Genomic DNA, 16,303 nt, shown 5'->3' on the forward strand with positions numbered 1-16,303 from the left:
CGCGGGGGCGTCCTGCCGTCCTGGGGGGCGCCTGGAGCTAGCCGAGCAGCGCCGAGATGAACGCCTCGCCGTTGGGCGAGCCGATGCCGGTCACGTCGTCGTAGCCCGTGCGGGTGCGGATCGTCGTGCCGAGCTGGTCGTCGAGCGAGCGCAGCGAGGTGATCGTGCCGTCGGTCGCGTCGACGCCGTTGGCGTAGTCGACCCGCACGACCGCCTTGTGGGCGACGTGCGTGATGTCGTGCACGGCCGAGGTGCCGGCGAGCTGGTAGAGCGCCGGGTTGGCGAAGCCGTGCGAGAAGCCGGCGACCTGGTCGGCGATCGCCATGACGCCGGCGAACAGCGGGCTGGCCAGCGAGGTGCCGCCGATGCGGTACTCGGAGTACTTCGCCGTACCGTCCGGGAACGTCTGGGTCTCGCCGACGAGCATGCCGGTGTTCGGGTCGCCGAGGGCCGCGACGTCGGGGAGCGCCCGGCCGCCGGCCTTGGCGTACCGCTGCGCGATGGCGGCGGGCACGACGCCCTGCTGGTAGCCGGGCTGCTTGAACACCCGGCTGGTGCCGCCACCGCCGCCGTACTGGTAGGCGCCGGGGGCGTGCGGGGTCCAGCCCTCGCTGGTGAGCAGGGCCTTGCCGGTGCTCCAGCCGGTCTCGAAGACGCGACCGTTCGTCTTGCTCACGGCGAGCGCGGTGCCCCCGACGGCGGTGACGAGCGGGCTGTTCGCCGGCGACTGCACGGTGGGCGTGCCGTCGTTGTCGGACGACCCGTCGCCCGAGTCGCCGGACGAGAAGTAGTAGCCGATGCCCTCGAGCGCGGCCTGGTAGAAGATCTGCGCGTACACCTTGTCGAGCTCGGGCGAGCCGTTGCTCTCGTCGGTGCCGCCCCACGAGTTCGTGACGACGTCGGCCAGGTGGCCGGCCACGACGCGGTTGATGGCCTCGGCGAAGTCGGCGTTGTCGCAGCTGGCGGCCGCGACGTACTGCACCGTGGCGCCCGGGGCCACGGCGTGCACTGCCTCGACGTCGAGCGTCTCCTCGCCGTACCAGCCCTGCTCGCCGCACTGGTCGCCGTTCACGGCGTCGTCGTAGCCGTAGCGGAACCCGCCCACCGGCAGCGACTGGGTCAGCTGCCCGGCGGCGAAGGCCTTCTGGCCGTGCCGGGTGGCGTAGGTGTTCGCGTCGACCGCGATGGTCGGCGCGGCGTAGGCGTCGGTGATCGCGACGGTGACGCCACGGCCGTCGAAGCCCTTGCCGATCGAGCGGGTCAGACCGTAGGCGCCCTGCAGCTGCGCGGGCACCTGACCGCACTGGGCGTAGGGCTGCTTCTCGCTGTAGGCGGAGGGCAGGTTCTTGGCGATCTTCTCGGACGCGTAGGTCGAGCACGGCCCGGCGTTCACGAACGCCTCGGGCGGCGGGGCCTGGGTGCCCTTCGCGAGCCGGCGCGCGGACGACGGCGCCGCCTTCGCCCGCTCCTTGCCGGCCTGCTGGGTGGTCATCAGCGAGCTGACCGACGCCAGGCCCGACACGGCGAGCACGTCGTGCTGCAGCGCGGCCGGCACGGTCGGGGCGGTGGCGGCGGCGCGCACGGCGTGGCCGCCGACGGTGTAGGTGCGCAGCGTCGTGCCGAACGCCTTCTGCACCGCCGCGACGGTGCCGCTGGCGGTGACGAAGGCGCGGTTCGACGGCACCTCGCCGATGCTGAGCCCGGCCCCCTTCAGGAACGACTCGGCCCGCTGGACGGCGGCGGTCGAGGGCGCGTACGCGGCGCGCACCTGCGCCGGCGTGAGGTAGTGGTGGTACAGCGCGTCGGAGGGGTTGCTGACGCGGGCGGCGCGGGCAGCCAGGGCGGCCTGCGACTGGCCGGCCAGGTAGAGCCGGACGGCGACGCGCTGGGTGGCGCGGGGCGTGCCGGTCGCCCGGGCGCCGCGGACCTGCTGAGGCTGCGCGTTCGCGACCGCGACGCGGGCGCCGCCGGTGGCGGCCTGGGCCGCGGTGGCCGAGAGCGCGCCGGGGACGGCGATGGCCGCCGCGGCGACCGCGACGGCGATGGTGGAGCGCCGGTGCATGGGCGTCCTTCCCGATGGGTGAGTGGGTCGGGTGCACCGTCTCCCGGCCCGGACCCCGGCACCCATGACGGATGTCATGGAACCCGTGCCCGACGTGCCCGGATCGTCCCGTCGGGTGGCCCGCCGGCACCGCCCGTCACCGGGCGGTCACCGTGTGGTCCGAGTCGTCGACAGCTGGGCGGCGGGTGCGGGCAGGTCAGGGCACGCGCGGCCCGTGCTCGAGCAGCGGCGCCGCGAGGTCGCCGTGCTGCTCCAGCCGCGCCAGCACCTCGTCGTACCGCACCTGGGTCAGCGACCCGGCGTCCTCGATCTCGGCCCAGGTGCGGGGGCACGCCGCGTTCGGCTGCTCGCGCCCGCGCAGCGAGTACGGGCTGATCGTCGTCTTCGCGTGGTGGTTCTGGCTCCAGTCGAGCAGCACCTTGCCCGGCCGCAGCGCCTTGCGCATCGACGACACCACGAGGTCGCGGTGGTCGCGCTCGAGCGACTCGGCGAGCGCCTTCGCGTACGACCGCAGGTGGTCGCTGTCCTGCTGCGCCGAGACGGGCGCGTACAGCTGCAGGCCCTTGCTGCCGCTGGTGACCGGCAGCGGGTCGAGGCCGTCGGCGACCAGCCGCTCCCGCACCAGCAGCGCGACCTCGGCGCACTCGGGCAGGCCGGCCGGTGCGCCCGGGTCGAGGTCGATCACCAGCCGGTCGGGCTTGTGCACGCCGCCGCGCGGGCCGACCACCCACTGCGGCACGTGCAGCTCGAGCGCCGCGAGGTTGGCCAGCCAGGTGAGGGTCGCCAGGTCGTCGCACAGCGGGTACTCGACGAGCTCGTGCCCGCGCTGCGAACCGGGTGACTCGACCACGACCGTGCGCACCCACTCGGGCGTGCCGCGCGGCACCGCCTTCTCGACGAACGGGTCCTTCGTCACGCCGTCCGGCCAGCGGAACCGGCTGACCGGTCGGTCGGCCAGGTGCGGCAGCAGCACAGCCGACACCCGCGCGTAGTAGTCGATCACCGCGGCCTTCGTGGTCGGCCCGTGCCCGCCGACCGCCGGGTACAACGGCTTGTCGAGGTTGCTGATCTTCAACCGTCGGCCGTCGATCTCGACGGTCGCGGTGTGTGCCGCGCTAGGGCTCATCGCGCACCTCCTCCGTGGGGACGTCGGGCCGCAGCCCGAGCACGACGGGCTGGCGCAGCCGTCCCTGGCCGCCGTGCCCGAGGTGGCTGATCTCGACCACGACGCGCGGCTCGACCCAGACGCTGCCGACGGCGTCGGCGCGCGGGACGGCGTCGACGAACGGGGAGTCGCTGCGCTGCAACGGTCCGAGCGCCTCGCCGAGCACCGCGGCGAGCCTGCCGCCGATGCCGCTGCCGGCCCGGCCGACGAACCGCAGCCCCTCGTCGTCCGGCACGCCGAGCAGCAGGGCGCCGAGCCGCGAGCGGGTGCCGGTCTGCGGGCGCCAGCCGCCGACCAGGCAGCTCTGCGTGCTGCGGTGCGGCTTCTTCACCCAGTCGCGGCTGCGGCGTCCGGGGTGGTAGAGCGAACCGCGGCGCTTGCTGACGATGCCCTCGAGGCCCTGCGCGCGGGTCGCCTCCAGCAGTCCGGGGCCGTCGGCGAACACGCCGGGCACCTGCCACGGGCCCTCGGGCAGCTCGAGGCGCTCGAGCGTGGCGCGCCGGTCGTCGAACGTGCGGCCCAGCAGCTCGACGCCGTACAGCCGCAGCACGTCGAACACCACCAGCTGCACCGGCCGCACCTCGGCGAGCGCGCGCGCCCGGCGCGGGTCCTGCACGTGCATCCGCTCGGCGAGCGCCGCGAAGCTCGGGCGCCCCTCGTCGAAGGCCACCACCTCGCCGTCGAGCAGCAGGTCGGCGCCGGCGGCGGTGAGGCCGGCGAGCTCGGGGAACGAGACGGTGACGTCGGCCTCGGTGCGCGAGAACGCCCGCAGCCGACCGTCGCGCACCTCGACCAGCAGGCGCATGCCGTCCCACTTGACCTCGTGCAGCCAGTCGTCACCGCCGGGCGGCGGCGCACCGGGCGGCGCCGCGGTCGCGAGCATGGGGCGCACCCCGCCATCCTGCCGGACCCGGCCCGCGGCGCACCCGTTCGCGGCGCGGGGCGCTCAGGCCTCGGCGCGCTTGCGGCGGTACATGTCGTCGTCGGCCAGCCGCACCAGCGCGTCGAGGTCGACGGGGGTGCGGGCCAGGGCGAGGCCGATGCTGGCGCCCACCTGGTGGCGCCCGTTCGCGGTGTCGATCGGCTGCCCGATCGCGGCGGCCAGCCGCTCGGCCAGCCGCGGCAGCAGGTCGGGCACGTCGTCGCCGGCCACCGCCACGACGAACTCGTCGCCGCCGGTGCGGGCCAGCACGTCGCCGTCGCGCACGCAGGCCGCCATGCGGGCCGCGACCGCCTGCAGCACCTGGTCGCCGGCGAGGTGCCCCGCGGTGTCGTTCACGCACTTGAAGCGGTCGAGGTCGAGCACCACGACGCCCACGACGGTGTCACCGGCCTCGGTCAGCCGGCGCGCGCCGTCCCGCAGAGCCCGGCGGTTGCCCAGCCCGGTCAGCTCGTCGTGGTTCGAGCGGTGCTCCAGCTCGCGGCGGGCGGCCTCCAGCTGGGCGAACACCCGCGCGTGCGCGATGGCGACGGCGGCGTGCTGGGCGAACAGCTCGAGCACCTCGAGCTGCTCGGCGTCCGGCAGCCGGCCGTCCTCCGGCACGTCGACGCTGAGCATGCCGACCCGCTCGCCGGCGGGCGTCGTCAGCACGGCGAACAGCGAGTCGTCCGGGTGCCACGCCTGCGGGTCGTCGACCACCGGCAGGTCGGGCACCCACTCCAGCAGCTGCACCCCGTTGTTCACCGAGTGGTGCAGGAAGTGCAGCTGCCCCCACGGCTCGGCGAGCGCCAGCATCGCGTCGATGGCCGCGGCGGGCTCGTGGTGCCCGAGCAGCATCGCCGACGCGTCGTCGTCACCGACCACGCAGACGACCTCGAAGTCGCCGGCGTCGTCGACCACGTTCAGCGCGGCCACCGAGAAGCCGCTCGCCTCCACCACGCCCTGCGCCACCGCCTGCAGCGTCGTCGCCAGGTCGAGGCTGTGGTGCACGCGCGTCGCCACCGCGTGCATGGCGCGCAGCGTGAGCTCGTGCCGGCTGGGCGGGGTCACGCGGACGTCGTCGACGACCTGCACCGGCCCACCTCGTCTCGCCTCGGCCGCCGCTCGGCCGATCACGGGACCATCGGCTCGCGTGGTTCGGGCCTGAACCGTTCGTCACCCGGACGCCGGACCCGCGACGCCCGGGTGCCCCACGTCTGGCGCTCTCGCGCGGGGAGGCGGCATCCTGGGGGCCGAGCGGGGGACGCCCCGACTCGTCCGTCGGACCTGGAGGGCTGCATGCGCGCGATGTGGAAGGGCGCGGTGTCGTTCGGCCTCGTGAACGTGCCGGTGAAGATGTACACGGCCACGACGAGCCACGACGTCGCGTTCCACCAGGTGCACAAGTCCGACGGCGGGCGCATCCGCTACAAGCGGGTCTGCTCGGTGTGCGGCGAGGAGGTCGACTTCGCCGACATCGGCAAGGGCTACGAGTCGATGGACGGCCAGCTCGTCATCCTCACCGACGAGGACCTCGCCGAGCTGCCGGTCAGCGGCAGCCGCGAGATCGAGGTCGAGCGCTTCGTGCCGGCCGAGCAGGTCGACCCGATGCTGTTCGAGAAGAGCTACTACCTCGAGCCGGACAAGACCGGCGTGAAGCCGTACGCGCTGCTGCGCGAGGCGCTGCGCGAGGCCGACCGGATGGCGCTGGTGCACATCGCGATCCGCAGCCGCTCGACGCTCGCGGTGCTGCGCGTGCGCGACGACGTGATCGTGCTGCAGACGATGCTGTGGCCGGACGAGATCCGCGCCGCCGAGTTCGACGACCTGGGCGACACCGACGACCTGCGCCCGCAGGAGCTGCAGATGGCGGCGTCACTCGTCGAGTCGATGACCGGCGACTACGACCCCGGGGAGTTCGGCGACGACTACCGCGACGCGGTCGAGGCGCTGCTGGAGGCCAAGCTCTCCGGCGGCGACGTCACCGACGTGCCGGGCGAGCGCAAGCCCGAGGGCGGCGGCGAGGTCGTCGACCTGATGGCGGCGCTGCAGCGCTCGGTCGAGGCGGCGAAGGGCGGCGGCGCGAAGACGGCGAGCAGCGCCGAGCCCGCGGCAGCGAAGAGCACCACGAAGAGCACCACGAAGAGCACCGCGAAGAAGGCCGCGGCGAAGACGACCGCCAAGTCGACGGCGAAGACCACGACGGCCAAGACGGCGGCCAAGAAGACCACGGCGACGAAGACGACGGCGAAGTCGACCAGCCGCACCACCACGAAGAAGGCGGCGGCGAAGAAGTCCGCCTGAGCAGCCCTGCCGGTCAACTGGTTCGATGTGAGACATGTCGCCAGCACCGGAGTACTTCGAGGACGTCGTGCCCAGCAGCGGCACCCTGCCGCCCCGCGCCGCGCTGCACTCCGACGCGCCCGTGCTGTCGCTCGACGGCACGTGGCGGCTGCGCTGGAGCCCGACCGTCGCCGCGGCCGAGGACGCTGACGAGATCGCCTCGCTCGCCGACCCCGACCTCGACGACCTGGCCTGGGACGAGGTCGCCATCCCGTCGTCGCTGCCGATGCACGGGTTCGGCACCCCCTGGTACACGAACGTCGTCTACCCGTTCCCGGTCGACCCGCCGCACGTGCCGGACGCCAACCCGACGGCCGACCACCGCCGCACCTTCGAGCTGCCCGCCGACTGGCCGGCCCGCGGGCGCACCGTCGTCCGGTTCGAGGGCGTGGAGTCGTGCGCCCGGGTGTGGCTGAACGGCGTCGAGCTCGGGTTCCACACCGGCAGCCGGCTGACCAGCGAGTACGACGTCACCGAGGTGCTGCAGCCGGGGCGCAACGTGCTCGCCGTGCGCGTGCACCAGTGGTCGGGCGCGACCTACGCCGAGGACCAGGACCAGTGGTGGCTGCCCGGCGTCTTCCGGCCGGTCACGCTGCGGCACCTGCCGGACGCCGGCGTCGACGACGTCTTCGTGCGCGCCGGGTACGACCACGAGGCCGGCACCGGCTCGCTCGACGTCGAGTGCGTCATGGGCGTGCGCCTGCAGGTGCCCGAGCTGGGCCTGGACGTCGAGCTGCCGCCGGGCGGCGGGCACGTCGGGCCGAGCGACGTCGGGGCGGTCGAGCCCTGGTCGGCCGAGGTGCCGCGGCTGTACGACGCGACGGTGAGCACGCCGTCCGAGCGGGTGCGGCTGCGGCTCGGCTTCCGCACCATCGCGATCGAGGACGGCGTGCTGCGGGTCAACGGGCGGCGCATCCAGTTCCGCGGGGTGAACCGGCACGACTTCGACCCCGACCACGGCCGCGCCCTGCCCGACGGCCTGGTGCGCGACGAGCTGCTGCTCATGAAGCGGCACAACGTGAACGCCATCCGCACCAGCCACGCCCCGCCGCGCGCCGACCTGCTCGACCTCGCCGACGAGCTCGGCTTCTGGGTGATCCTGGAGAACGACCTCGAGACGCACGGGTTCGGGCAGTGGGGGCTGACCGCCGACGGCACGGCGGCACCCGACAACCCGACGGTCGACGAGCGCTGGCGCCCCGCGCTGCTGGAGCGGATGCAGCGCACCGTCGAGCGGGACAAGAACCACCCGAGCGTGCTCATGTGGTCGCTCGGCAACGAGTCGGGCGACGGGCCGAACCTCGAGGCGATGGCCGCCTGGACCAAGCAGCGCGACCCGTCCCGGCCGCTGCACTACGAGCAGGACCTGCGCGGAACCTACTCCGACGTCTACTCCCGCATGTACCCCTCGCCGGAGGAGTGCGAGGCGCTGCTCACCGGCGGCGACCACCACGCCCTGGCCGAGCGGCACGGCAGCAACCGCAGCCCGTTCGGCGACCTGCCGCCGCACCAGCCGTTCGTGCTGTGCGAGTACGCCCACGCGATGGGCAACGGACCGGGCGGGCTGCGCGAGTACCAGGACCTCTTCGAGCGGTACGAGCGCTTCCAGGGCGGGTTCGTCTGGGAGTGGAAGGACCACGGCATCGGCCGGACGGCGGCCGGCGGGCAGCGCGAGTTCGCCTACGGCGGCGACTTCGACGAGCCGATCCACGACGGCGTGTTCTGCGTGGACGGCCTGGTCATGCCCGACCTGCTGCCGAGCCCTGCGATGGCGCAGCTGGCAGCGGTCTACGCGCCGATCCGGTTCGAGATCGGCGAGACGTCGGTGACAGTGCGCAACCTGCGCGACGTCGCCGACACCGCCGACCTCGAGGTGCGCGTCGCGGCGGTCGTCGGCGGCGAGCTGCGGCCGCTCGGCGTGCTCGACGTGCCGGTGCTGGCCGCCGGCGAGCAGGCCGAGGTGGCGCTGCCCGCGCTGCCCGACGACGACGACGTGCAGGTCCTGGTGAGCGCGCACCAGCGCCGCACCACCCGGTGGGCCGACGCCGGGCACCAGGTGGCGTTCGCCCAGCGCGAGGTGCGGTCGCCGCAGCTCGCGCCGCTCGGCGAGCCGGTCGCCCCGGTGGCGTCGTCCGGCGGCGGCGGGCGCGGGGTCGTGCGGCTCGGGCCGGTGACGCTCGACGCCGACACCGGCGCGCTGGTGGCCGTCGGCGAGCTGCCGGTCGGCTCGTTCGGCGTCGACCTGTGGCGGGCGCCGACCGACAACGACGAGATCGGGTCGCGGCACACCCCCGCGGCCGCGACCTGGCGCGCGGGCGGGCTGCACCGCCTGCAGCAGCGCACGGTCGGCGTCGACGTCGAGGGTGCGCGGGTCGTCGTCCGCACGCGGCTGGCGCCACCGGCGCTGCGCTGCGCGCTCGACGTCACGGCGGTCTGGACGGCGGACGCCGGGCGGGCGGAGGTCGAGCTGACGGTGACGCCGACCGGCGAGTGGCCCGACACGTGGCCGCGGCTCGGCGTCGCGATGGCGCTGCCGGGCGGGTCGAGCGGGCTCGAGCAGGTGGAGTGGCTCGGGCTCGGCCCCGACGAGGCGTACCCCGACTCCGACGAGGGCGCGCGCTACGGCCTCTGGTCGCGCGGGGTGTTCGGCATGCAGACCCGGTACGTGCGCCCGCAGGAGAACGGCCACCGGCCCGGCACCCGCTGGGCCCGGTTGGCCGGCGAGGCGGGCGCGCTCGTCGTCGAGGCCACCGGCGGCGGGTCGTTCGGGCTGACCGTGCGCCCGTGGTCGGTGGCGGCCCTGACGGCGGCCGACCACGTCGGCGACCTGGTGCCCGACGGCCGCACCTGGCTGCACCTCGACCACGCGCACCACGGCCTCGGCACCCACGCCTGCGGCCCCGACGTGTTCGAGCCGTACGTGCTGCGCCCGCGCGCGGCGACCTTCGGGTTCCGCTTCACCGCCGGCTGACCCCGGACGCCGAGATGCGGGCAGTGGTTGCCCTGGAGGACCCAGGGGCAACCACTGCCCGCATCTCGGCAGTCGATCAGCTGTGCAGGGTGATCTCCACCCGGCGGTTCAGGGCGCGCCCGGCGGACGTCGCGTTGCTGGCGACCGCCTTCGACTCGCCCCTGCTGACCACGTGCGCAATGACGTGCCGGCCGGCGAGCAGGGCCTTCGCCGCGGCGCGGGCGCGCTGCAGGCCGAGCCGCTGGTTGTAGGCCTTCGTCGACTGGCTGTCGGCGTAGCCCACGACGTCGACCGAGCGGGTCGTCTTGGCCATCGCCGTGCGCACGGAGCGCAGGTAGCGGGCGTCGGCAGCGGTCAGCTTCGTCGAGCCGCCGGCGAAGTGCAGGGTGCGCAGCTCCACGGTGCGGTCGACGACGCGGCCGGCGTCGTGCGCGGCGCTCGTCGAGTGCACGCCCTGTCCGCGGACGGTGGCGCGGGTGGTCACCCAGACGCCGCCGGGCCGGTTCGAGAGCGCCTTGCCGAGCGCGTTGAACCGCACCCGGACCGTGGTGCGGGCACCGACGCCCGAGCGGGTGCCGCTGCCGATCACCTGACGGCGACCGTCGACCGTGGCGGTGGCCTCGACGCGCACCGTCGCGATGCGGCCGTGGTCGACCCGCACGGTCACGGGCAGCGTGCCGTTCGCGCCGCGCACGGTGAGGCCGTGCTGGGCGACGCTCGCCGTCGGGGCGGCGACCGCACCGGCCCGCACCGAGGGGGTGAAGGTCGCGACGTCCGACTGGCCGTAGGCGTCGGTGACCCGGTAGCGCACCGTGGTCGCCGTGCCGGAGAAGCCCTTCGCGGGGGCGAACCGGACGCTGCCGTCCGTGGCCAGGATCGAGTAGACGCCCTGACCCGGGACGCGCAGCACCTGGACGGGGCGGCCGGCGGCGTCGAGCAGCTCGAGGCGGCCGCCGATCGGCACCCGCACGGCCTGCACCTGCAGGGCGCCGGCCGGGCCGGTGGTCTTCACGTCGGACGCCGTGGGGGCGGCCGGTGCGGTGACGGTGGCGGTGTAGGTGCCCGTGCCGGTCTGCTCGTAGGCGTCGGTCACGCGGTACCGCTGCACCGCGGTGCCGTGGTAGCCGGCGACGGGCACGAAGACGACCCGGTTGCCCGACAGCAGGAACGTGCCGACGCCGGGCCGGACGACCTGCGCGGTCGACGCGCCGTGCGCGTCGAGCAGGTCGACGGCGCCGCCCGCCGGCACCGAGAGGGTGACCTGCTGCGGCGCCTCACCCGTGCCGTGGCTGGTGGCGGGGGCCGCGACCGGCGCGGCGGGCGCTGCGACGTCGGCCGACAGCTGCACCTCCACGACGTCGCCGTACTCGTTCGTGACGTGCACGGAGGCGGTCCGCGTGCCGGTGAGGCCGAGGGCGGGGGTGTAGGTGACCTGGCTGCCGACCTGGCGCCAGACGCCGTGCACCCCGTTGTCCCACGTGCTGGTGGGCAGGCCGGTCTGGCCGTCCATCAGGGTGGCGGTGGAGCCGGCGGGCACCGGCAGCGTGAAGTGCTGCGGCGCGGTGCCGACGCCGGAGTCCGTCAGGGTGGGGCCCTGCGAGGTCTGCGGCCCGCCGACGGTGGCGGTCCAGGTCGAGTCCGAGGTCTGCCCGTAGGCGTCGGTCACCCGGTAGCCGACCGCGGCGTCGCCGGTGTACCCGCTGACCGGCGCGAGCGTGAGGTCGCCGCCGGCGACGCCGAACGTGCCGACGGCCGGCACGGCGAGCGTCGGGACGGGGTCGCCGCTGCCGTCGAGGAGCTTCAGGGAGCCGCCGGCGGGGAGGGTCACGGGCACGGTCTGCGTGCGGGTGCCGCGCGCCTGGCTGGTGACCGGCTGCGCCGCCAACAGCGCGGGCGCGGTGACGGTGGCCGACACCGTGGAGGTGGCGGTGCCGTCCGCGTCGGTGAGGCGGTAGGTCAGCGTGCTGGTGCCCGACCAGCCGGCGGCCGGGGTGAAGGTGAGGGTGCGGGCGGTCGCGTCGAGCGCGTAGGTGCCGGCACTCGTGGTCACCGAGCCCGCGGTCCAGCTCGCACCGTCCTGCAGCTCGGCGGTGACGCCGCTGACCCAGCCGGGCGGCGTGACGTCGAGCGAGGGGTTCACGCCCGACTCCGTGCCCGTCTCGCTCGCGCCGACCGCCGTCGCTGACGGGCCGGGGGACACGACGGTCACCGTGACCAGCGCCTCATAGTCGAGGTCGTCGTCCGCGTAACGGAAGGTGTCGGTGCCGACGAACCCGGGGTTCGGCGTGTAGACGAAGCCACTCGGCGCGTAGCCGACGGACCCGTGCTGCGGGGACAGGTGGATGTGCTGGCCGGTGCCGAACCAGAGGCCGGTCAAGGAGTCGTTGGCCGCCACGTCGAGCAGCGTGGACGACCCGCTGACGACGGTGAAGGCGTCGTCGCAGACACCGTCGTTCACCCCGCCCCACTGGTGGTTCGTCATGTCGTGCAGGCACGGCGCGGCGGCGGAGGCAGCGACGGGCGCCGCGACGAGCAGGGCCCCCGCGAGCGTCATGCCGGCGAGGGACGCCGGGAGCACCCGGCGGGCTGAGAACGAGGACACGAGGACCCTTTCGAAGGCGATGGTGGTTCCTCGACCTCCTGTCCTTGAACCTGCAACGGATGGTCACCGCGTCACCCGTTCGACGCACGGGTCGGGTGACGCGGCGAGAACGGCTGCGACGCGCTGGGGTTCGCGGTCGGCGAACGCGCAGGTCCAGCCGGAACACGCCCGCCCGGCGGTGAGTTGAGCCCCTCAGACGCAATCCCGCGGCCGTCGGTCGGGCAGAACCTTGCAACGGAAGGTTCAGCCGTACGGGTGAGCGTCCGATCACGGACTACCATCGATGTGGTCGGGGAGGGGAACCTCCCCCAGACCGACCGCTCGCGAGGAGACAGTCATGTTCGAGAGGTTCACCGACCGGGCCCGTCGGGTTGTGGTGCTGGCGCAGGAAGAAGCCCGCATGCTCAACCACAACTACATCGGCACCGAGCACATCCTGCTCGGACTGATCCACGAGGGCGAGGGCGTGGCCGCGAAGGCCCTCGAGAGCCTCGGCATCTCGCTGGACGCCGTCCGCGAGCAGGTGCAGGAGATCATCGGCCAGGGCCAGCAGGCGCCGTCCGGGCACATCCCGTTCACGCCGCGCGCCAAGAAGGTCCTCGAGCTCAGCCTCCGCGAGGCGCTGCAGCTCGGCCACAACTACATCGGCACCGAGCACATCCTGCTCGGGCTCATCCGCGAGGGCGAGGGCGTCGCCGCCCAGGTGCTCGTGAAGCTGGGCGCCGACCTCAACCGCGTCCGGCAGCAGGTCATCCAGCTGCTGAGCGGCTACCAGGGCAAGGAGCCCGCCGCGACCGGCCCCGCCGAGGGCACGCCGTCCGGCTCGCTCGTGCTCGACCAGTTCGGTCGCAACCTGACCCAGGCCGCCCGCGAGGGCAAGCTCGACCCGGTCATCGGTCGCGAGAAGGAGATCGAGCGGGTCATGCAGGTGCTGTCCCGCCGCACCAAGAACAACCCGATCCTCATCGGCGAGCCCGGCGTCGGCAAGACCGCCGTCGTCGAGGGCCTGGCCCAGGGGATCGTGCGCGGCGAGGTGCCCGAGACCCTCAAGGACAAGCAGATCTACACCCTCGACCTCGGCGCGCTGGTGGCCGGCAGCCGCTACCGCGGTGACTTCGAGGAGCGCCTGAAGAAGGTGCTGAAGGAGATCCGCACCCGCGGCGACATCATCCTGTTCATCGACGAGATCCACACCCTCGTCGGTGCGGGTGCCGCCGAGGGCGCCATCGACGCGGCCTCGATCCTGAAGCCGATGCTGGCCCGCGGCGAGCTGCAGACCATCGGCGCGACCACGCTCGACGAGTACCGCAAGCACATCGAGAAGGACCCGGCGCTCGAGCGTCGCTTCCAGCCGATCCAGGTGGCCGAGCCGTCGCTGGCGCACACCATCGAGATCCTCAAGGGCCTGCGCGACCGCTACGAGGCGCACCACCGGGTGTCGATCACCGACGCCGCGCTGGTGGGTGCCGCCACGATGGCCGACCGGTACATCAACGACCGGTTCCTGCCGGACAAGGCGATCGACCTCATCGACGAGGCGGGCGCGCGACTGCGCATCCGCCGGATGACCGCGCCGCCGGACCTGCGCGAGTTCGACGAGCGCATCGCCGCCACCCGCCGCGAGAAGGAGAGCGCGATCGACGCGCAGGACTTCGAGAAGGCGGCCGCGCTCCGCGACACCGAGAAGCGGCTGCTCGGCGAGAAGGGCGAGCGCGAGAAGCAGTGGAAGGCCGGCGACATGGACGTCGTCGCCGAGGTCGACGAGGAGCTCATCGCCGAGGTGCTCGCCACGGCGACCGGCATCCCCGTCTTCAAGCTGACCGAGGAGGAGTCCTCGCGGCTGCTGCGCATGGAGGACGAGCTGCACAAGCGGATCGTCGGCATGGACGACGCGATCCACGCGCTCTCGCAGGCCATCCGCCGCACCCGCGCCGGCCTCAAGGACCCGCGCCGTCCGGGCGGCTCGTTCATCTTCGCCGGCCCCACGGGCGTCGGGAAGACCGAGCTCGCCAAGACGCTGGCGGAGTTCCTGTTCGGCGACGAGGACTCGCTGATCCAGCTCGACATGAGCGAGTTCAGCGAGAAGCACACCGTCTCGCGGCTGTTCGGCTCGCCTCCCGGCTACGTGGGGTACGAGGAGGGCGGCCAGCTCACCGAGAAGGTGCGCCGCAAGCCGTTCTCCGTGGTGCTCTTCGACGAGGTCGAGAAGGCCCACCCCGACATCTTCAACTCGCTGCTGCAGATCCTGGAGGACGGTCGCCTGACCGACAGCCAGGGCCGGATGGTCGATTTCAAGAACACCGTCATCATCATGACGACGAACCTCGGCACCCGGGACATCAGCAAGGGCCAGGGCGTCGGCTTCGCATCGGGCAACGACACGGCGACGAACTACGAGCGGATGAAGGCGAAGGTCAGCGAGGAGCTGAAGTCGCACTTCCGCCCCGAGTTCCTGAACCGCGTCGACGACACCATCGTCTTCCCGCAGCTGACGCAGGACGAGATCGTGCAGATCGTCGACCTGCTGCTGGCCCGGCTCGACGAGCGCCTCAAGGACAAGGACATGGGCCTCGAGCTCACCCAGCCGGCGAAGCTGCTGCTCGCCGACAAGGGCTACGACCCGGTCCTCGGCGCCCGCCCGCTGCGTCGCACGATCCAGCGCGACATCGAGGACGTGCTGTCGGAGAAGATCCTGTACGGCGAGCTGAAGGCCGGCTCGATCGTCCTGGTCGACGTCGAGGGCGAGGGCAAGAACCGCGCCTTCACCTTCAAGGGCACCTCCAAGTCCGCCCTCCCCGACGCGCCGCCGGTGCAGCTGGAGAAGACGGGCGAGTAAGGCCCCACCGCACCATCACGAGCGGCCCGCACCCCCACAGGGTGCGGGCCGCTTCGTCGTCCCCGCCCGCCCGCCCCGCGTCGCACGCCACGTGAAGTGGGCTGCGGCACCGTTCCCGGGGCGTGCACGCCCCTCGGACGGTGCCGCAGCATCTCGGACGTCGGGCCGCGCCGACGTCTCGCGGGCGTGGACGGCGCGGGTGCGGCATGCTGCGCGCGTGCCCGACACGGTGAGCCGCCCCGATGCCGACGACGGCCTCTCGGCGCTGCGGACGACGGCCACCCGGCGGGTGCGGCGTCGGACGCTCGGGCTCGCTGTCGGCCTGCCGCTCGGCGCGCTGGCGGTCTACGCGGTGCTCTGGCTGGCGGGTGCGGTGCGAGCCACCTGGACGCTCGCCGTGGTCGCCGCGGCCACCGCCGTCCTGGTGCTCGTCGAGCTGTCGGTGATCCTGCTGGTGCGGCGCCGTCGCACCGGTTCGCCCTGGGGTCGTCCTGCGGCGGTGCTCGGGTCCGACCGTCCGACCCGTCGCGAGGTGCTGCGCGCCGTGCGGCGCGGGGTGCTGCCCGAGCACGAGCCGGCCCGCGCCCTGGCCGTCGACGCCGCGCGCAGCCAGGTCCGGCTGCGCTGGCTGGTCTGGCTGTATGCGGGGGTCACGCTGCTGCAGGCCGTCCGCATCCCGCTGAGCCACGGCTGGTTCGACCGTGGCCTGGCGGTGCTCACCGCGCTGGCCTTCGGCGCCTGCGCCGTCATCTGGTGGCGGCTGCTGCGCGGCGCCCGCCGCGTGCTGGCCCAGGTCGACGCGCCCTGACGCCGTGCCCCACGCCGGACCGCACCTGCGGCGTCAGGTGACGGGGCCCCCGGCTCGGCCTCAGTGGAACTCGGGTGGGACGGCGAACGGCGAGTGGTCCCAGGGCGGGCTGACCGGGCGCCAGTCGGAGCCGCGGTGCGCGAGCCAGGCGTCGCCGACCAGCGCGAGGTGCTCTGCCTGCAACCGGTGCCCGCCCCACCAGTCGTAGGCGAGGGGCAGAGTCCGTGCCTTTCGGCGCTCGTCCGACACCAGCAGCGACCGCACGCTGAACGGGTTGCGCGACCCGGTGGTCCACACCGCCTGCACCTCGGGCCATGGCAGGTGCCGCCAGCGCACCCAGCGGCGCCAGCGCAGGCCGTCGGCGTCGAGCACGACGGCGACGCGCATCTGCAGGAGAGTCATGGCCAGGATGAGCGCGACGAACGCGATCCACAGCACCCAGAAGGTCCGTCCTGCGTCGGGAACGAGCACCATCGACGCGATGACGAAGAGGACCGCGCTCAGGGTGTGCGGCGAGGCCAGCGTGCGCCACGAGGTACCGGACAGCTCGATGCGGTCAGCGTCCGTCACCAGTGCAGCATCGACGCTGCCGTGCTC

At 73.8% G+C, this 16,303-nt stretch carries 10 protein-coding genes; 4 read left to right on the forward strand and 6 right to left on the reverse strand.

Going from position 1 to position 16,303, the window contains the following annotated elements; genetic code table 11:
- Nucleotides 1–37: 37 nt before the first annotated feature.
- From ACYVI6_RS05280 to ACYVI6_RS05295, 4 genes are all read right to left on the reverse strand, one after another.
- Nucleotides 38–2,062 carry a S53 family peptidase gene (locus tag ACYVI6_RS05280; protein WP_460445362.1) on the reverse strand — a complete coding sequence of 675 codons (2,025 nt, stop codon included), beginning with the start codon at nucleotides 2,060–2,062 and terminating at the stop codon, nucleotides 38–40.
- Nucleotides 2,063–2,258: 196 nt separating this feature from the next.
- Nucleotides 2,259–3,188 (reverse strand): non-homologous end-joining DNA ligase, encoded by a 930-nt coding sequence (gene ligD, locus ACYVI6_RS05285; protein ID WP_460445363.1) that lies wholly within the window; start codon nucleotides 3,186–3,188, stop codon nucleotides 2,259–2,261.
- A complete protein-coding gene (gene ligD, locus ACYVI6_RS05290; protein WP_460445393.1) occupies nucleotides 3,178–4,110 on the reverse strand; it encodes a non-homologous end-joining DNA ligase in 933 nt (310 codons plus the stop codon). The genes ligD (ACYVI6_RS05285) and ligD (ACYVI6_RS05290) overlap by 11 nt, the downstream gene beginning before the upstream one ends.
- Before the next feature lie 63 nt (nucleotides 4,111–4,173).
- On the reverse strand, nucleotides 4,174–5,241 hold the full coding sequence (locus ACYVI6_RS05295) for a diguanylate cyclase domain-containing protein (protein ID WP_460445364.1): 1,068 nt from the start codon (nucleotides 5,239–5,241) through the stop codon (nucleotides 4,174–4,176).
- Nucleotides 5,242–5,445: 204 nt separating this feature from the next.
- On the opposite strand from ACYVI6_RS05295, the gene ku reads away from it, so the two are divergent.
- Entirely contained in the window at nucleotides 5,446–6,450 is a 1,005-nt protein-coding gene (ku, locus tag ACYVI6_RS05300) for a non-homologous end joining protein Ku (protein WP_460445365.1), read from the forward strand.
- Between the two features lie 34 nt (nucleotides 6,451–6,484).
- Nucleotides 6,485–9,460 carry a glycoside hydrolase family 2 TIM barrel-domain containing protein gene (locus tag ACYVI6_RS05305; protein ID WP_460445366.1) on the forward strand — a complete coding sequence of 992 codons (2,976 nt, stop codon included), beginning with the start codon at nucleotides 6,485–6,487 and terminating at the stop codon, nucleotides 9,458–9,460.
- Nucleotides 9,461–9,536: 76 nt separating this feature from the next.
- Here ACYVI6_RS05305 and ACYVI6_RS05310 read toward each other — a convergent pair whose 3' ends face one another.
- Nucleotides 9,537–12,062, reverse strand: a complete 2,526-nt coding sequence (locus ACYVI6_RS05310; protein WP_460445367.1) for an Ig-like domain-containing protein — start codon at nucleotides 12,060–12,062, stop codon at nucleotides 9,537–9,539.
- A 337-nt stretch (nucleotides 12,063–12,399) separates the two neighbouring features.
- Between ACYVI6_RS05310 and ACYVI6_RS05315 the strand changes: the two genes are divergently transcribed.
- Nucleotides 12,400–14,898: an ATP-dependent Clp protease ATP-binding subunit gene (locus tag ACYVI6_RS05315; protein ID WP_460445368.1), complete on the forward strand. Its 2,499-nt coding sequence runs from the start codon at nucleotides 12,400–12,402 to the stop codon at nucleotides 14,896–14,898.
- Nucleotides 14,899–15,115: 217 nt separating this feature from the next.
- Nucleotides 15,116–15,706 (forward strand): hypothetical protein, encoded by a 591-nt coding sequence (locus ACYVI6_RS05320; RefSeq protein WP_460445369.1) that lies wholly within the window; start codon nucleotides 15,116–15,118, stop codon nucleotides 15,704–15,706.
- Nucleotides 15,707–15,766: 60 nt separating this feature from the next.
- On the opposite strand, the gene ACYVI6_RS05325 is transcribed toward ACYVI6_RS05320, so the two are convergent.
- Nucleotides 15,767–16,276: a PH domain-containing protein gene (locus ACYVI6_RS05325; protein ID WP_460445370.1), complete on the reverse strand. Its 510-nt coding sequence runs from the start codon at nucleotides 16,274–16,276 to the stop codon at nucleotides 15,767–15,769.
- Between the last annotated feature and the right edge of the window lie 27 nt (nucleotides 16,277–16,303).

Source organism: Angustibacter aerolatus (assembly GCF_054776675.1).

Coding starts and splice junctions, on each gene's coding strand:
- ACYVI6_RS05280 (WP_460445362.1), bottom strand. CDS start 2,062: ATGCACCGGCGCTCCACCATCGCCGTCGCGGTCGCCGCGGCGGCCATC.
- ACYVI6_RS05305 (WP_460445366.1), top strand. CDS start 6,485: ATGTCGCCAGCACCGGAGTACTTCGAGGACGTCGTGCCCAGCAGCGGC.
- ligD (WP_460445363.1), bottom strand. CDS start 3,188: ATGAGCCCTAGCGCGGCACACACCGCGACCGTCGAGATCGACGGCCGA.
- ligD (WP_460445393.1), bottom strand. CDS start 4,110: ATGCTCGCGACCGCGGCGCCGCCCGGTGCGCCGCCGCCCGGCGGTGAC.
- ACYVI6_RS05315 (WP_460445368.1), top strand. CDS start 12,400: ATGTTCGAGAGGTTCACCGACCGGGCCCGTCGGGTTGTGGTGCTGGCG.
- ku (WP_460445365.1), top strand. CDS start 5,446: ATGCGCGCGATGTGGAAGGGCGCGGTGTCGTTCGGCCTCGTGAACGTG.